Below are 17,802 nucleotides of genomic sequence, written 5' to 3'. Positions count from 1 at the left end.
GAGCACGCCCTGATGACAGCTGCTGACCAGGTGCCATAAAAAAGGGCGCCGCAATGGCGCCCACAAAGGCGCTACCTAAAAGTAGGCGCGTACTCCCAGAGAAAGCTGAGTACCAAAACGTTCCAGATAGGACACCTGGTCGTCCCGGTCAATGTAATGCCAGGCTCTGTTATTGGTGAGGTTGGAGGCTTCGGCAAACACCGTGACTTTGTCGTTGATGTCGTAGCTTAAGCTGGCATCCAGCTGACCATAAGCGGCGTGCCAGGCTGGACCGCCCCAGGCATCCGGGTTCAGTAGGTACTTACTGCGCCAGTTGTACGCCAACCGGGCCTGCAGACCATACTGCTCGTAATACAACACGGCGTTGTAGGAGTTTTTCGACATGCCCTGAAACGGCAGGCCAGCTGCTTTTAACTCGGGGTCTTCATAGTTGCTGTCGACATAGGTGTAGTTCAGCAAGAAACCCAGGCCATCAAACGGGGCTGGCAGAAAGTCAGCAAAGGACTGTTGCCAGGCCAGCTCGTAACCACGAATCGAAGCACCGTAATCACCACTGACTGGCTCGTAAATGAAGTATTCAATCCCTTCAACCACACCAGGTTTTCCTTCAGAGCTGATAAACGACAGAATATCTTTGTAGAAAACACCCACATTTAAAGCACTGGCTTCGGCAAAAAACCAGCCCAGCACCAGATCGGCCTGACGAGCGCGCTCGGGTTCTACATTGGCATTGCCTCGGCTTAGCACTGGCAAGCCTTGTTCACGGCTGGTAAAGTTTGGTGCTGCCCAGGGGCGAAGGTAGCCAAGGCTCGGTCGGCTCAGCACTTCTGCAGCCGATGCGCGCAGCTGCAGGTCATCGCGCAATTGCATGCGGAAATTCATGCTGGGCAGAATATTGGTGTAGCTGCCACTGAAGCCGACATCCCGGACTTCATCTTGCCAGTCGTTATTGACAGGTTCGCCGGTCTCGGGGTTGAGCTCTATCAAGCTAAAGTCGTAGCTAAAGCCGGTGGAGTCGACACTGGTGCGGCTGGCTCGCAGACCAAGGTTCAACACATAAGGCATCTCTGCCAGTTCACTTTCAAAATCCGCTTGAACAAAGGCTGCGGTGACTGCTTCAGTTACCCGGTAGCTGTTCTGTAGTACGACACTAGGAACAATGCCAGCATTGGCGGCGTCTTCATTGATGGTACGGTAGTAATCGACCAGATCATCGTAGTCAAAGCTGGGCCAGGGTTGTGGAGTTAAGCTGTTTTCACCTTTTAAAAAGTTATCAAAGTTTGCTGGGCGAAAAACCGAGGATGGAATGGCAAAAAGCTCGAACGCACCACGCTGGAACACCGTACTGTCATCAAATGCATAGCCATCTTGCTCCAGAAAGTAGCCGCCGCGGCTAAATTGACTGGGGTTGCGGGATTGAAAGCCGTCTTGTTGCTTGGCTTGGCGCAAATAGGTCAGGCCGGCATCCAACCGGGTCATGATGCCGCCAAAGGGTTGGTACTGCGTCATCAGCTTTAAATCGGTCACGCTGTCTTTCACTCCGGTACCGGAGCTTAAGCTGTAATGGGCACCGTATTGCTGATCGGCCGTTAAGCCTGGCTCAATCACCACATCCGGCAGCATATGGCCGGTACTGTAATCGATATCAATTGCATCAACAAAGCCACGGGCAACAATGAAGCGATTGTCGCCGTTGTTTTTATTGCGGGCTTCGGAGTAGGCGGCATCTGCTTCCAGTGTCCACTCGTCATTCAGGTAGAAGCGGGCATTGGTGCCAAGTTGCCAGGTATCGCTGCGCCTTGGTGTGGTGCGATTTAGCAGTTCGACCATGGTTTCCGGGCCGGTCTGACGAATTTTATTCACCCGTCCCAACTCGTCAAAATTAGGGTCGGTAAAGATGGGCGTGCTGGGCGTCCAGGACTCATCGTAATTCACAAAGCCGATCTCGTAAAAGCTGCCATCGGTGGTGTAGCGGGAATACAAGGCATCCAGGTTTAAATCCAGTCGATCATTGGGTTGCCATTGCAGGGCCAGCGAGCTGCCAATGCGGGTTCGAACATCCTGAGCATTGGCGAAGTACATGTACATCGGGATTTGAGAAGGAAAGCGCTCGTCATCGCTGATCACACCGTCGCCATTCATATCGACATTCAGGAAGGCGTCCTCGTCTTCATCATCAAAGCCTGAGGCCCTGTAGGTGTCTGCTCTTAGCGTTTTGCGTGAATACACCATGGAAAACAAAGCGCCCAGCCGGCTATCGGCGGTCTTATCACCGATGATAAAAGAGGCATGTGGATGGATGTCGCCTGAGCGGGACTCGTGGATCCCCTTGACTGAAGCCGCCACGGTTCGGCCATCCAGCGCCAATGGCTTGCGGGTTTCGATGTTGATGACAGCACCGATGCCGCCATCAATAAGCCGGGCTTCAGGAGACTTGTACACGCTAAGAACATTGACCAGTTCAGAGGCAATGGTATCGAAGTTAAAATCGCGACCGGCAAATTCAGAAGCCAACTTACGACCATTCAGGGTGGTGGTGTTGTAGCCACCGCTTAAGCCTCGGACAGAAATGTTCTGTCCTTCGCCACTGTTGCGGGTGATGGTGATTCCCGGAATGCGTTGCAGGGCTTCAGCCAGGTTTTCATCTGGAAACTTGCCGATGTCATCTGCCACCACCACATCCACCACAGAGGTCGCATTTTGTTTTAAAAACTGCGATTCGCTGATGCTGCCCCGGATACCGCTCACCTGGATGCGCTCAATCTCATCATCGTCCTGTATTTGTTGTTCGGCCCAGCTGGCTGGCGCTTGCAGACTGAATAGACCCGCCAAGGCTAGCGCCAATGGCTTGGGCGTAAAGGATTGCTTTTTCATAATGTCCCCTGTGTTTTGTTATTGGTGCCGTACGATTTACCGTACTTCTCTCCTGGTGTTGCCATACAATTCGAAAGGTATCGAAAGTCTATATTGATTTCGATTGTGGTTTTATAGCCTGTTTTTTGCTCATTGATCAATAGTGAAACCAAAAAAAATTAATTCTTGCTTTTTGTTTTTGGGGCTGGTAAATCTAATAGCAGGCTGATGGCAAGCGAATGCAAGCTGTGTGAACTGCAGAATGAATCGTAAGCATTTGAAAGAGTCTGTGAAGGTGTTATCTTGACGTTAATGATGAAGCGATAACAACAAGCGGACTTGATATGAGTGGATTAAATACGATTGAGCGGCAGCAGCAAATAGTCAGGTTGACCCAGCAGCATGGCAAGGTCTCGGTGAAGGAGCTTTCAGAGCGCTTTGCCGTATCCGAGGTGACCATTCGCAATGATCTTGGTGTTTTGGACCGGAAAAAGCTGCTGGTTCGTTCGCGCGGTGGGGCCATGGTGAATTCTCAGCTAAGCCGGGAATTATCACTGAAAGAAAAAAGCCATCACCGCCATGCATTGAAGCAGCAACTTGGCAAGGCGGCGGCGCTGTTGGTGGGGGACGATGAACAGATCCTGCTGGATTCAGGCACCACCACCCAGGAAGTAGCTGCCAACCTGGTCGATCGCAAGAATCTGGTGGTGATGACCAATGGTTTGAACATTGCCATGGAGCTATCGCAGGCGGAAGACGTGCAGGTGATGCTGACCGGTGGTGTCTTGCGGAAAAAGTCGATGTCGTTTTATGGGCATCTGGCAGAAAAAAGTTTGCAGGACTTTCACTTTAGCAAGTTGATTTTAGGGGTTGACGGCTTTGATTTAAAAAGCGGGCTGGCAACACACTTTGAAAAAGAGGCGGTGCTCAATCGCATTATGTGCGAAATCGCCAGTGAAATTATCGTGGTGACGGACTCATCCAAATTTGATGCCCGGGCATTTCATCGCATTTGCCCTATTCAAAGGATCCACACGCTGGTAACCGATGATGGCATTCCGGCTGAGTACGTCCAGGCATTAGAACGACAGGGTGTGCGCTTACATCTGGTCAAACAGAGCAAATAAGACAGGAGCATGAAAATGTCCAAACTGAATCGTCGATCCTTTTTAAAAGCCACCATGGCAACCGCAGCATTGGGCGCCATGGCAGGATGCAGTAGTCAGGCCAGCGGGGCCTATACCCCGGCAGCCAAAGGCAAGAGTGTGATGGGCCTGGTGGCGCCCAAAATGGACACGGTTCGGGTTGGACTGATTGGTGTAGGAGAGCGGGGTGTCGGCTTTGTGCGCCACTTTTGCCACATCGATGGCGCTGTGGTCACTGCGATTTGCGATACCGATCCTTTGGTTTTGGAGCGGGCTTCCTCGATTGTGACTTCGCTCGGCGGCGACAAACCAGCCGTGTACGGGGATCATCCTTACGCCTACCGCGACATGCTGGAACGCGATGATATTGATATTGTGATCATTTCCACCCCCTGGGAATGGCACCATCCGATGGCCAAAGATACCATGCTGGCCGGCAAACATGCCTTTGTTGAAGTGCCACTGGCACTGACCGTGGCTGAAATGTGGGATCTGGTGGATACCGCTGAAAAAACCCAGCTGAACTGCATGATGATGGAAAACGTCAACTATGGCCGCGATGAATTGATGGTCCTGAACATGGTGCGTCAAGGCCTGTTCGGCGAGCTGCTGCACGGCGAAGCGGCCTACATCCATGAACTGCGCTGGCAAATGAAGCAGATGGATCGCAAAACCGGTTCCTGGCGCACCCATTACCATACTACGCACAATGGCAATTTGTACCCAACCCATGGACTTGGGCCGGTGTCGCAGTACATGAACATCAACCGGGGTGACCGCTTTGACTACATGACCTCGATGAGCTCGCCAGCCCTTGGTCGGGCGGCCTATGCCAAACGTGAATTTCCTGCGAATCATCCACGCAATCAACTGAATTTTATTCATGGGGACATGAACACCAGCATCATCAAGACGGTGAAAGGCCGGACCATTATGGTGCAGCACGATACCACCACACCCATGCCCTACAGTCGGCACAATCTTATTCAAGGCACCAATGGGGTTTTTGCCGGTTTCCCCAACCGGATTGCGCTCGAAAACGGAGGTCGCAAAGACTTCCACTACTGGGACCATGATATGGATTACTGGTACAAAAAGTACGAGCATCCACTTTGGGTTCGGATGGGGCAGGAAGCAGAAAAGCAAGGCGGCCATGGTGGCATGGACTTTTTGATGTGCTGGCGGATGATTTACTGCCTCCGTAACGGAGAGCCGCTGGATCAGGATGTGTACGATGGTGCTGCCTGGTCGGTGATTCTGCCGCTCTCTGTGGCTTCGGTTGCTGATCGCGGTAACTCCAAAGACATACCGGATTTTACCCGTGGTGCCTGGGAAACTGGCAAGCCGCTTGGCATTGTCAGCTAAGCCCGACAGCTAGTCGTTCATTTATTGCCCTTTACCGGGGCTTAGTCCCCGGCTTTTTTGATTCGATTGAGGAACTCATGCAATCACTGCACGCCATCCTTGCTGCCAATAAAACCGGTCAGCAACGAGGACTATATTCTGTTTGCTCTGCCCACCCCCTGGTACTGAAAGCGGCTTTGCTGCAAGCGAAGCAGGACCAAAGCCCCTTGCTGATTGAAGCGACAGCCAATCAGGTCAATCAGGATGGCGGTTACACCGGCATGGCACCCACTGATTTTATAGCCTTTGTCCGTCAACTTGCCACTGAGGTAGGTTTTAACGAGCAGCAATTGATTTTTGGTGGCGACCATTTGGGGCCGGTGTGCTGGCAATATCTCCCCGCGGCACAAGCCATGGCGAAAGCCGAGGTGTTGATTGCGGCTTTTGTTGCGGCAGGCTTTGAAAAAATCCACCTGGATACCAGCATGCCCTGCGCCGATGATCCGGCGGTGTTAAGCGACGAGGTGATTGCTGATCGGGCCGCTCAACTCTGCCAGGTGGCAGAGCAAAGCGCGGCAACTAAGGGGCGAGCTGGGTCTTTGTGTTATGTCATCGGCACCGAAGTACCGCCTCCTGGCGGCGTCGCTGAGCTGGAGCAGGGCATTGCGCCGACTTCGGTTGCGAGCGTCAAAGCAACACTGCAAGCCCACAAGCAGGCATTTGCCGCGGCGGGTTTGGCTGCAGAAGTTTGGTCCCGGGTGATTGCCGTAGTGGTGCAACCCGGTGTTGAGTTCGATAATAGCCAGGTGCATGCCTTTGATGCAGACAAAGCGCATGATTTAACCGCTTTTATTCAAGCTGAACCGGGGCTGGTGTTTGAAGCCCATTCAACCGATTACCAGAGCAGCATGGCGTATCGGGCGCTGGTGCAGGGGCATTTTGCTATTTTAAAGGTTGGGCCTCAGCTGACTTTTGCACTGCGTGAGGCCTTGTTTGCTTTGGCTTTGCTGGAACAGCAGTTGATACCTGCGTCGCAAAGCTCGGCCCTTGTCACCACCTGCCTGGCTTTGATGGCCGAAAAACCACAGCACTGGCACAAGTTTTACCGGGCAGAAGGCGCTGAACTGGTGCAGCTGCAACTCTACAGCTACAGTGATCGAATACGCTACTACTGGCCAGAGCCATTGCTGCAACAGGCGGTAGCGCGTTTATTTAGCAATTTACGTGGCTGTACGCTTAGCCAGCCCTTGTTGCACCAGTTCCTGCCGCAGCATACGGTGCCTGAATCGGTGCAGTCCTTGACAACAGACCCAGAGCAGCTGGTGATCCGACATATTCAGCGGGTGCTGGCGCGTTATGCCAAGGCCTGTGGTTTTCAGCAGCAGGAGCTCCAACAATGAATACGATACTTGAACGGGATTTGAGCAGCTGCCTAGGCCTCACTGCCGCCGAGTTGCGACGAGCTGGCGCGACTGCTACGGCCACTGAAATCAACCAGCAACCCGCTTTATGGCAACAGCTGCTGCACGAGGTGGCTCAAGAGCATTTTGGTTTAACGGCCTGGTGGCAGCAGTTGGAGCAGCAGGCTGGCATGCGCATTATTCTGACCGGGGCAGGCACTTCGGCCTTCATTGGGCAGGCACTGGCGCCTTATCTGCAACAGCAACTGGGCAGCCGGCATCGGGTAGACGCCATCGCTACCACCGATCTGGTCAGCCATCCTGAGCTCTACCTGGCCGGGGATAGCTCGGTATTGCTGATTTCCTATGGCCGCTCTGGCAACAGCCCGGAAAGTGTGGCTGCTGCTGAATTGGTCAGGCAGTTGCACCCGGGCAGCCATCATCTGGTGCTTAGCTGCAATGCCGAAGGCAAATTGGCGTTGATGGCGCAGGCCGATCCGGCCAGCCGGCTATGGTTAATGCCGCCTGAAGCCAATGATCAAAGCTTTGCCATGACCAGCAGTTATAGCTGTATGTTGCTGGCCACCTTGTTGTTGTTCGGTGCCGCCCCCTCAGAGGCCAGACGGATGATTGACTGCTGCCAGCAGTTGTTGGAGCAACGGGTGGCGCAACTAAAAACACTGTCAGCGCAACCTTGTGAGCGGATGGTGTTTCTTGGCTCGGGTCCGCTGCAAGCGGTAGCACGTGAGTTGGCGCTGAAGTATCTGGAGCTGACCGCGGGTAAAATCCCGAGCTTCTACGACACGGCTCTGGGTTTTCGCCATGGGCCCAAGTCCCTGGTAAATAGCCGTACTCAGCTGCTGCTGCTGGACGCCTTTCAGCCCTACAGTCGACGCTATGATCTCGATATGCATCAGGAGCTGACTCAGGATGAGCAAGCCATCTCGGTGCAGTTGGCTTCGCAGTATTTGGTGGCTGATTATCAAGCAGCCGACGACATCTGGTTGTGTTTTCCGTACGCGCTTTGTGGTCAGCTGCTGGCATTTTTCAAAGCGCTGGAGCTGGGCGTCTCCCCGGACAACCCATGCCCGTCCGGTTTGGTGAATCGGGTGGTGCAGGGCGTCACCATTTATCCGCTGGGTACGGGGTAAAGACCATGGCCGTGTATTATGGACTGGACATCGGTGGCACCAAAATGGAGATGGCCATCTACGATGCAAACTGGACCTTGCTGCATGAATGGCGTGTATCGACCCCAGGGGGCGATTACCCGGAATTTTTGCAGCAAGTGCAGCAACTGGTCGCGCAGGCAGATCAGTGGAGTGGCCAGCACGGCATGCTGGGCATTGCTTTGCCCGGCATCAGCGATACGCAGGGGCTGGTGATTTCCAGCAACCTGCCTTGTTTGAACCAACAACCCGTGGCAGCCGACTTGCAAGCGCTGCTAACACGCCCTGTGGTGATCGAGAATGATTGCCGCAGCTTCGTTTTATCCGAAGCCCGGCTGGGCGCGGGTCAAGACTTTAACCGGGTGCTGGGGGTGATTCTTGGAACCGGCTGTGGCGGTGGTTTCTACGCCGATGGTCAGTTGCAGCAGGGAGCCCAGCAACTGGTGGGGGAGTTTGGTCATCAAAGCCTGGCTGCCCGGGTGATCCAGCAGCACCAACTGCCGCTGTTCCGCTGTGGTTGCGGTTTGCTCGGCTGCGCAGAAACCTATGTCTCAGGCCGGGGCCTGGAACGATTGTACCAGCATCTGCAGGGCAACGAAGCCAGCACCTACCAATGGCTGGACGCTTACCGTGCCGGTGAAGCCGCAGCGCAAGCCACCTTTGCTGTCTATATGGACGCGCTGGGCGCCGTGTTGGCGGCGCAAATTCTGGCCTACGATCCCGATGTCATTGTGCTGGGCGGGGGCTTATCCGATATTGCCGAAATTATTGCAGCCGCACCTGCCGCGGTGCGGCCACACCTGTTTGCAGGCTTGCAAGTACCGCCTATTCGGGCAGCTGCTGCCGGTGCGGCCAGTGGCAAGCGTGGCGCAGCTTTAGCCGGAGCTTTGTATGAACACTGATCCTTACCAGATCCTGGCGCCCAGAGTGCTCACCCCGGAAGGCTGGCGCTACCAGCACTACCTGCAGATTGCCGATGGCTGCATTGTCGGCATTCAGGCCGAGCCTCGGGCGGATTGGCCCCTGCACCGCCTGTCGGAAGGCTCCTTGGTGCCAGGTTTGATTGATGTTCAGGTCAATGGCGGCGGCGGCGTCTTGTTTAATCAGCAACCGACTCCGACGGGGTTGCGGCAAATGCTGAGTGCCCACGCCCGTTTTGGCAGCACCGGCATCTTGCCAACGGTCATCACCGACTCGGTAACGGTAATGCAGCAGGCTGCCGACACTGTTGCAGCTGCACTTGCCGCCAAAGAGCCCGGCGTGCTGGGCATTCACTTCGAAGGCCCTCATTTGTCTCTGGCGAAAAAAGGGGTGCACACGCCAGCTCATATTCGCTCGCTGACGGATGCGGAGTGGAATTTGTACCAGCGCAAAGATTTAGGCATCAAGGTGGTGACATTGGCCCCGGAAAGGGTCGCCCCGGAGCTCATAGCCGAGCTGGTTGCGGAGGATGTCCGGGTTTGTTTAGGCCACTCCAATGCCGATGCCGCCACAGTGCAAGCGGCGCTGAATGCCGGAGCTACAGGCTTCACCCATTTGTACAACGGCATGTCGCCACTGACATCGCGCGAGCCAGGCATGGTGGGGGCCGCTTTGACCGACAGGCGTAGTTGGTGTGGCATTATTCTGGATGGTCACCATTTGCATCCGCTTGCCGCTTTGCTGGCTTATCAGGCCAAGCCAAAAGGAAAACTGTTTTTGGTCACCGATGCCATGTCACCTGTTGGTACCGAGCAAACACAGTTTGATTTCTTTGATGGGCAGGTGGTGCGCCAGGGCAGCCGTTTGACCGATCCAAGCGGCTCATTGGCGGGCTCGGTGCTGGACATGATCACCGCAGTGCAACAAGCCAGTCAGCAACTGGGTGTTGGCCTGGCCGAAGCCCTGGAAATGGCGTCGGCCTTCCCGGCTGATTTTCTGGGTTGTGCCGACCGGTTGGGTCGTCTGGCACCGGGTAAACAGGCCGATATGGTCTGGCTGGACGACTCGCAGCAAGTTCGACAAAGCTGGGTCGCCGGTCGGCCATTTTATCTGGATCCACAATCGAAGGTAGCGTTATGACAACGAGCTTTAAGCAACAGAGCAGCTTCTTTCCGATGCTGTTGATTGGTATTTTGTTTTTTGTGTTTGGCTTTGTGACCTGGCTGAACGGTGCTCTTATCCCATTTTTAAAAATTGTCTGTGAGCTGAATGAGTTTCAGGCGTTGCTGGTCGCTTTTGCTTTTTACATAGCCTACGTGGTGATGGCGCTGCCTATGTCGGTGCTGCTAAACCGCTTCGGTTATAAGCATGGCATGACCATTGGTCTTGGCATCATGGTGCTGGGCTCTGTGTTGTTTATCCCAGCGGCACAAAGCGCCCATTATGCGTTCTTTTTGCTGGCGCTCTTTGTACTGGGGACAGGTCTGACCATTTTGCAGACGGCTGCCAACCCCTACATTGTTTGCATTGGCCCACGTGAAAGTGCAGCCATGCGCATCAGCATTATGGGCATTGTCAACAAAGGGGCCGGCTTCATTGTACCTTTAATCTTTGCCGCCTGGATCCTGACCGGGATGGAGCAGTACACCGAAGAAGCCATGGCCTTGCTGACACCCGAGCAGCAAGCGATAGAGCTGCAAGCCCTGTCAAATCGTCTGGTGGTGCCCTATTTGTACATGACGGCGGCCTTGCTGGGGTTAATGGCCTTTGTGCACTTTTCCCGCTTGCCGGAGCCGGATTTATCCGAGCCCGAGCCTGCTGCGGATGCGGTGACCACCCTGGTGGCAGAAACCGAGCAAGCGGCTATGACTACAAAATCGATGGAATCGGATTGGCGGGCGATTTGGCGTCACCCGCAACTGGTGCTGGGGTTTATTGCCTTGTTCTTTTACGTTGGGGTGGAAGTCATCGCCGGTGACAGCATTGGGCTTTATGGTCAGGGGCTGGGTGTGGCGCATTTTGGCGTGCTGACCTCCTACACCATGGCGTTTATGGTGGCGGGTTATCTGCTTGGGGTGCTGTTGATCCCGCGCTATTTATCGCAATCTTCGGCTTTGTTGGGCTCGGCGCTGGCAGGTCTGGTCTTTACGCTTGGTATTCTGCTCAGTTCCACGGAGCAATCCGTGTTATCGGATTGGACACTGAGCCTGGTTGGCATACCGGCGGTGCCGGACTCGGTGCTCTTTGTCGCCTTGCTTGGATTTGCCAATGCTTTGGTTTGGCCTGCGGTCTGGCCGTTGGCGTTGCAAGGCCTGGGACGTTTAACGGCGACTGGCTCAGCCTTGCTGATTATGGGCATTGCCGGCGGCGCTTTATTACCGCTGGTCTATGGCTATCTGGCACACAGCAGCGGCAACAGCCAATCGGCTTACTGGATGCTGTTGCCTTGCTATGCCTTTATCCTGTTTTACGCCGTCAAAGGCCATAAAATCAAACAGTGGTGATAAACCACTGAGTAGAAACAACTTGCTCCTTCGCAACTCAACCAAAGCGGCTATACTCTGGGGTAGATTTGAATTGCTTGCAGAGGAAGCCGCTTGTTGAGCCCTTACCCAACACCCAGTCACTTTTTCCGCTTTAGTCGCAGAAGGCTTTGGCTATGGAGCTATGTCAGCCTGCTGGGTGCGCTGATCAATCTGCTGGTGTTGCAACTGCCATTGCTGGCTCCCTTGTTGTTGGGCAATACGGCATTTTTGGTGCTATTGCTCCGATTGGGACCAGCTTGGGGGCTGGCTTGTTTCGCTGTAGTCACGCTACCATTTTTGGGGGCCTGGCTTTGGTGGCTGAGCCTGGCCGAATTTTGTCTGGTGTTTTTAGCCTGGCGGCTTGGTCAACAAAAAATCGGCCACCTTTACCTGTGTTGCTGGCCTTTGCTTGCTGCTGCGGTTGTGTTGTATCAACTTTGGCTTGGCGCAGGTATTGGATTTGCCCTGTTGATCAGTGGGGTGCTGGCTCTGGGAGGGGTGCTCAACCTCTTTGGCAGCAAAATGATTCTGAATGTGGCCATCGGCAAAGGTCAAAGTCAGCATCAGCCGTTAGCAGAGCAATTGGCTGGCCGCATTACAGTGTTTTCGGCAGTACCTGCGCTGGTACTGATTTTGGCAGCCTTGCACGCCTATGTGATCTGGGATCTGAGCAAACGCCATGAACAGTTGATTCGGCTGGAGCAGCACTTTCTTAATTACAGTGCCAATCAATTGCAGCAGTTTCGGGCTGCCGTGAAACAAGCAGCACTGAGTTACAGCCGGCAGCCGGATGCGGGAGTGTTAACTGATTTGCTGGCCATGCAGCCGCATTTTATTTCAACAGCTATTGTGGATGTTGTTGGCGATGTGACTGACTACCGCATCCGAACCGGTGAACAGTTACAAGGGCCGGTGAATGTGGCTGATCGTGCCTACTTTCAGCAGCTAAAGCTCAAACCTGTAGGCAGTTATGTCAGCGATGCCTATGTCGGGCGGGGATTGGGGCATGACCTGCTATTTGCAGTGAGTGCGCCGATGCTGAGCGTGCAGCAAGAATTCCGGGGCATTGTGCAAGCCTCTGTGTTGTTGTCCTCTTTAATCCAACAGTTGCAGCCAGCTGAAGCCAGCCCGAATATGCGCGCTGTGCTACTGGATAATCAGGACCAGTTGATTTGGTCGGTGCCATCATCCGAGGCCTATGGCCGCTCCTTCCGTATCGGAGCCGACTTGTTGCCCGGTAAACTGGTGTTTGCTTCGTCCTGGCTCAGCCCAGATGGCGGCATTCAGTTGAACCAGCCAGGCCGCAGCTTTATCCGCCAGCATCAAACCGATGATGGCTGGCTGTTGCTGCTGCAGTATCGGTTGGACTCGGTATTGCTGGGGTACAACGTGCTGACTTTGATGGTGATTTTGCTGGCTATTCTGGCTTTGTGGCTGCTTAATCGCAGCTCTTTTTATGTGGTTCGGCTCTATACCCGGCCTTTAAAGCAACTGATACAGTCCATTCAGCGGTTGGAACTGCAACAGCAAGCTCCATTTTGCGACCTGTCGGATCGCGTATCAGGGCTTGAAGTGCAACAATTGTTTGAGGCCTACAATGCCATGGTGGTGCGCTTGCATCAGGCTGGCAGCCGGCTGGAAGAGCTGAATAGCAGTCTGGAGCAACGGGTCAGACAACGTACCGAGGAGCTGCAAACCGAGCGGGACAGAGCGACCGAACTGGCAGAGGTGAAATCCCGCTTTCTGGCCACCATGAGTCATGAACTACGCACCCCTTTAACCGCCATCATCGGTTATACCGAGCAGTTGCTGCGTCAGCAAAAGCAGGAATCTTCGCAACACGATCAGCTGCAGGTGATCGCCCGCAACAGCCGCTATTTGCTGGATGTCGTTAACGACATTTTGGATGCTGCCAAGCTGGAAGAAGGCAAGTTGACCATGGTGCGACAGCCGGTGGCATTGGCAGCTTTGCTGCAGGATTTGTGCAGTGATGTCAACAAACTGGCCAAAAGTAAAAAGCTGCAGTTGGAAGTCGTTATTGCGGACGATATTCCAGCTTGGCTGCTGTTGGACCCACAGCGGGTGCGTCAAATTCTGCTGAACTTATTAAGCAATGCCATTAAATTTACCGAGCAGGGTAAGGTGGTGCTGCGAGCATCCAGATTATCGGCTCACCGCTTGCTGGTGGAAGTGAGCGACACCGGCATCGGCATGAGCATGGAGCAGCTGGAGAAGATTTTCTCGGCTTTCGAGCAAGCAGACTCGGGCACCAGCCGCAAATACGGTGGAACCGGCCTTGGGTTGCACATTAGTTATCAGCTGGCGGAATTGATGCAAGGCGAATTGTCGGTCAGCAGTTCGTTAGGGCAGGGCAGTCATTTCCGGTTGGAGTTGCCCCTGGTGGAGCCTGAAGCTGAGCAGCTGGCTAAACAGCAGTCCTTGCAGCCACTCTCTTGGCAAGTGCCAGTACTGCAAGGGCAGGTGCTGGTGGTCGATGATGTGGCGGATATTCGGTTGCTGGTGGCGGACTTGCTTGAGCAAAGTGGTTTAACCGTGACCCAGGCTGAAAATGGCGAGCAAGCTACGCAGCTGGCCCAGCAGCAGCGGTATGACCTAATCTTAATGGACATGAATATGCCTGTTTTAGATGGCGCTGAAGCCACCCGGCGATTGCGACAGGTTGGTCTGCAGTTGCCGATTTTGGCATTGACCGCCGATGTACTGCCGGAAGATAAAGCGGTGTTTTTGCAAGCCGGTTGCAATGAAGTGTTGACTAAGCCGATTGACCCACCTGAGTTGTATCAGATGGTTCAACAGTATCTGCAGGGGCAGCCGAAGGTGGAGGCAAAGCCAGACAAGGCCCAGGCTACAATCAAGCGGATTGAGGCGCTAAAACAAAGCTACCTGCAGCAGCTGCCAGCACAGTTGCAGCAATTGCAAGCCTTTGTGGCCAAGCAAGATGAGGCCCAGATTCTGGGGTTGCTGCATCGGATCAAAGGCACTGCCGGCAGCTTTGGGCTGGCTGCTATTAGTCAGTGCGCTGCTCGTTTGGAGCAGCAGCAAAAAAAAGGCCAGCACATCACAGCAGAAGACTGCGAGGCGCTGGCTGCGTTGATGCAGTCCGCTTAACTGGTTGCTAAGGGACTGCCTCGGTCAGATTTAGAAATCAACCTGCAGCACCGCCGTGCACTGCTCAGTGCTTGCGCGACACAATTGATACTGAGCCAGGTTGTCACTGGTTTTGAACTGATCGTTGTAACGGCCGGCTCGCTGCACAGTGGTCACCGGTTGGCCATTACGGCGCAGTTCCAGTCCTGTCACGTCCCCTTCCAGTCGTAATTGCACCAGCGTTGAGCCTGAGCGGGCACGGTTCACCCGAATCAGGCTAAGCTCTGCTGCAACAGGGGGGACTGGTTCACTGAGTTGCATGGCAATCAGCAGTGGATCATGATCCGAGGTGCGAAATGGATCGGCCTGATAGAAGTTATCGGGTTTCTCCAGGCCACCAGGCAGCGGGCCTTCGCTGTAGTTGAAGGCTGGGATCTCATCCGAGTTGATGTACCAGGACTTGGCTTGCAGCACTTTGGCCGCCAGGGAAGGGCTGGCAAAGGCATGATCCAGACTGCCGGATTCACCCATAAAGGTGTAACTGTACACCCGGTAATCGTTGTCGTTGCTCTGCACTGCCAGATTGACGAAGCCTGCTGCTTCAAATGCCGCCAGTGGGTCTTCTTTGGCGTAGGCGTTAAAGTCGCCCAGTACCAGATAATCGGTGTTTCCGGCTCCAGTCGGATCAGTTTCTAACCAGCGCAGCAAAGCATGGGCCGATTGGGTACGCCAGTGATTCCAGCAACCTTGGCCATCGCCCTGATCGGCATTGATCCCACTGGCACTGCCGCACACTTTCGCCCGCAAGTGAATGGCTACCGCGGTAAGGGCAGCACCTTCTGTGGTGATAAAGCTCTGGGCCAAGGCCGGGCGCTGACGCGAGGTGTCAAAGTCGGGATCGACACTGGAATCCAACACCGCAAAGTCACCCAAAGGTGAGACAGCAGTGGCACGGTAGATAAACGCCGGTTTGATGGCGTCGGTGCCCAGCCAGCCTGTGGCTACGTAGTGCCAGTCCGATTGTCCCGGTGCATCATTCAGCGCTGCAACCAGTCGTGCCAGGGTGGCGTCATCGGCATCGTTTTCGATTTCAATCAGGGCCAGCACATCGGCATCCAGCGCCAGAATGGCCGGTACCAGTTTATCCAGCTGGCGTGTCAGCTCGCTTTCTGAGCGGGCACCACGGCAACTAAGCGCATTGGGACCACAGCTGTTGCCTGGCAGATCAAAAGTGGTGAACAGGTTTTCCACGTTAAAGGTGGCGACTCGGATGTCCCCTTGTTCGCTCAGAGTCGGAGCCTGCAGTCTTGGGTTGCTGTTGGTCAGAAAAACCGGGGTGCTGAGGTAGCGGGCACGGTAGGCACCAAAAGCATAGCTCATCACGCCTTCAAAACCAGCTTGCAGCTGATAGCCATTGCGGATTGGATTGCTGGCTGAGATCGGCTGAATGCCATCTTCACCAGTGATAAAGGGCTGGCGGTTGACGCCGGTTAAACCGTTGTCAATAATCAGGCGATTCAGTCGGTTTTGTGCCGTCAAAGCCTGGGCTTCTGCACCAGGGCTGACAACTTGTGTTGGGTTGTACAGGCGTCCATTGGACACGCTAAACTCACCAAAACGAACCGCATTAAAGACATCGGTTACTGTCAGGTTTTCTGCGGTTTGCAACCACATGCCTTCGATGGCTTCAAGCTGAGCAAAGTCAGCGACAGGCAGGTGCAATTGCACTGGTGTGACCTGATGCAGCTGGTTGCTATCACAAACCGCAACCTCGCTCACTGCGGACAGCTGGGTTTCTTCAAAAAACTCGGCCACTGTACCACGAACCCGAACCAGATCGCCGGGTGCAACCGGCACACCAAAACCATTGTCGTAGACAAAGATGCCTTCGGACGTGGCTGGGTTGCCATCTTGGTAGTGGTCCTTTTCCTGCAGATAGAAACCACCGAGACCACCGTTGTCGGTGTTTTGGAACACCGCGGTCACCACCGCTTGCAGCTGAACTTCAGCACCTTGCAACGGGCTCTGGAAGCCGGCGCCCTGAACCTGATGAATGCGGGTGACCGGGTTGTCACAAGCAAAGGGGGCGGTTGCAATTGGGTTTTCAGCGGTCAGCAGCAGATTGGACAAACGCCAGGTGCTGCAGTTACCGCTGTCAAACTGGTAACGAAAAGCCAGGTGGGCCTGACCACTGAGCGAAGCCAGCTGTTCAAAACCGTCGAAGCGGACTGGCACATTGTTGCTGCTAAAATCATCCGGGCTGATGCTGGTGAGCAACACCCAGTCTGCAGGATTAAGCTCTGTACCATTGAATTGGGTAGAGTAATAGATATCCAGGTTATTGACACCGGCGAAGCCACGAGCAATATCAATGGCCAGGCGCTCATCGGTCTGGCTGTCGACATCAAAGGCAGGTGATACCAGCCAACTGTCATTGGCATTGCAGCTGCCGTCAACAAAGCCAGAAAAACTGACGTTGTTAAAGCCGCCATCCCATTGCCATTGCTGCTCCCCATTTAAGCTCCACTGCTGCCAACCTTTGTCAAAAGGGTTGCTGGCAAAATCGCGTTGATAGACCGTAATCCGCTCGGCATCGGCACTGATGACACCACTGACCTGAATATTGTCAAAGCGGTTGTTGCCGGTCGCGTTGCTGGCACCAAGCAGCTCAATTCGAAAGTAGAGCTGTTCTTGGTTGTTGAGCGCCGTAATATCGCTCAGATCATAGCTGCGCAACTGGAAGCTGCTGCCAAGGGCGCCTGAGTCCACTGCAAACTCGGTAAAGTCCTCACCATTCAGTGACCAGCTTAGACGACGCTCGTTAAAACCGGTGGCGGTTCCGCGCTGGGCCCAGCTTAAGCGGAGGTCCTGATAACCAGTGCTGCTCACCTGAATGATGATGGCAGCGCCATTGTTGCTGGTCGCCGGGCCACCTTGCACCGACAAGCTGCCACCAGCGGCGTAGCCAGGCAGGGCATTGATGGTGGTACCTGCGAAAGACTGGATGGTCAGATAACTGCCATTGGCTGCAGTTTCCTGATTAAAGTCAGTAAGGTAAATCACACCGTTGCCAATGTCTGGTGCTTGTGGAAAAGAGTCCGGGCTAAAGCCAAAGCTGCCGTCCGGCAGTTCATTGAAGTTTTGTGACCAGTAGGCGATGGGGCTTTGGGCCCACAAGCCAAAGGTGCTGAGCAGCAGCACCAAAGCCAGTAGCTGTTTCATGGGTCGGTTCCGTATTGTTTGTAGTTATGACGTGGTACGGCAGTACGCCTGGTTAACACCGGCCTCGGGCATGGGTTCGCAAAGGCCGGTAAGAGTTGGCTAGTATAATGCGCTC

The 17,802-nt window shown here is 54.4% G+C and carries 10 protein-coding genes; 8 read left to right on the top strand and 2 right to left on the bottom strand.

What is annotated here, in order from left to right:
- Window positions 1–75: 75 nt before the first annotated feature.
- Complete coding sequence (locus tag Q3O59_RS10760) at window positions 76–2,874, bottom strand: TonB-dependent receptor (protein WP_305945588.1); 2,799 nt, start codon at window positions 2,872–2,874, stop codon at window positions 76–78.
- 323 nt (window positions 2,875–3,197) lie between these two features.
- Here Q3O59_RS10760 and agaR point away from each other — a divergent pair, with 323 nt between their 5' ends.
- The 8 genes from agaR to Q3O59_RS10720 all read left to right on the top strand — a co-directional run bounded on the left by agaR (window position 3,198) and on the right by Q3O59_RS10720 (window position 14,486).
- On the top strand, window positions 3,198–3,980 hold the full coding sequence (agaR, locus tag Q3O59_RS10755) for a transcriptional repressor AgaR (protein ID WP_305945587.1): 783 nt from the start codon (window positions 3,198–3,200) through the stop codon (window positions 3,978–3,980).
- Between the two features lie 15 nt (window positions 3,981–3,995).
- A complete protein-coding gene (locus Q3O59_RS10750; protein ID WP_305945586.1) occupies window positions 3,996–5,363 on the top strand; it encodes a Gfo/Idh/MocA family oxidoreductase in 1,368 nt (455 codons plus the stop codon).
- 77 nt (window positions 5,364–5,440) lie between these two features.
- A complete protein-coding gene (locus Q3O59_RS10745; RefSeq protein ID WP_305945585.1) occupies window positions 5,441–6,742 on the top strand; it encodes a D-tagatose-bisphosphate aldolase, class II, non-catalytic subunit in 1,302 nt (433 codons plus the stop codon).
- Window positions 6,739–7,893, top strand: a complete 1,155-nt coding sequence (locus Q3O59_RS10740) for an SIS domain-containing protein (protein ID WP_305945584.1) — start codon at window positions 6,739–6,741, stop codon at window positions 7,891–7,893. The genes Q3O59_RS10745 and Q3O59_RS10740 overlap by 4 nt, the downstream gene beginning before the upstream one ends.
- Before the next feature lie 5 nt (window positions 7,894–7,898).
- Complete coding sequence (locus Q3O59_RS10735) at window positions 7,899–8,813, top strand: ROK family protein (RefSeq protein WP_305945583.1); 915 nt, start codon at window positions 7,899–7,901, stop codon at window positions 8,811–8,813.
- Window positions 8,803–9,972: an N-acetylglucosamine-6-phosphate deacetylase gene (nagA, locus tag Q3O59_RS10730; RefSeq protein WP_305945582.1), complete on the top strand. Its 1,170-nt coding sequence runs from the start codon at window positions 8,803–8,805 to the stop codon at window positions 9,970–9,972. Before Q3O59_RS10735 ends, nagA begins: the two co-directional genes overlap by 11 nt.
- Window positions 9,969–11,336, top strand: coding sequence for a sugar MFS transporter (locus tag Q3O59_RS10725; protein WP_305945581.1), 1,368 nt, complete (start codon window positions 9,969–9,971; stop codon window positions 11,334–11,336). The genes nagA and Q3O59_RS10725 overlap by 4 nt, the downstream gene beginning before the upstream one ends.
- A 96-nt stretch (window positions 11,337–11,432) precedes the next feature.
- Window positions 11,433–14,486 (top strand): ATP-binding protein, encoded by a 3,054-nt coding sequence (locus tag Q3O59_RS10720; protein ID WP_305945580.1) that lies wholly within the window; start codon window positions 11,433–11,435, stop codon window positions 14,484–14,486.
- 30 nt (window positions 14,487–14,516) lie between these two features.
- On the opposite strand, the gene Q3O59_RS10715 is transcribed toward Q3O59_RS10720, so the two are convergent.
- Complete coding sequence (locus tag Q3O59_RS10715; protein ID WP_305945579.1) at window positions 14,517–17,687, bottom strand: ExeM/NucH family extracellular endonuclease; 3,171 nt, start codon at window positions 17,685–17,687, stop codon at window positions 14,517–14,519.
- Window positions 17,688–17,802: the final 115 nt, after the last annotated feature.

The sequence above is a fragment of the Alkalimonas delamerensis genome (genome assembly GCF_030717955.1).
Lineage (GTDB): Bacteria > Pseudomonadota > Gammaproteobacteria > Enterobacterales > Alteromonadaceae > Alkalimonas > Alkalimonas delamerensis.
This window is presented reverse-complemented; position numbering and strand designations above follow the sequence as displayed.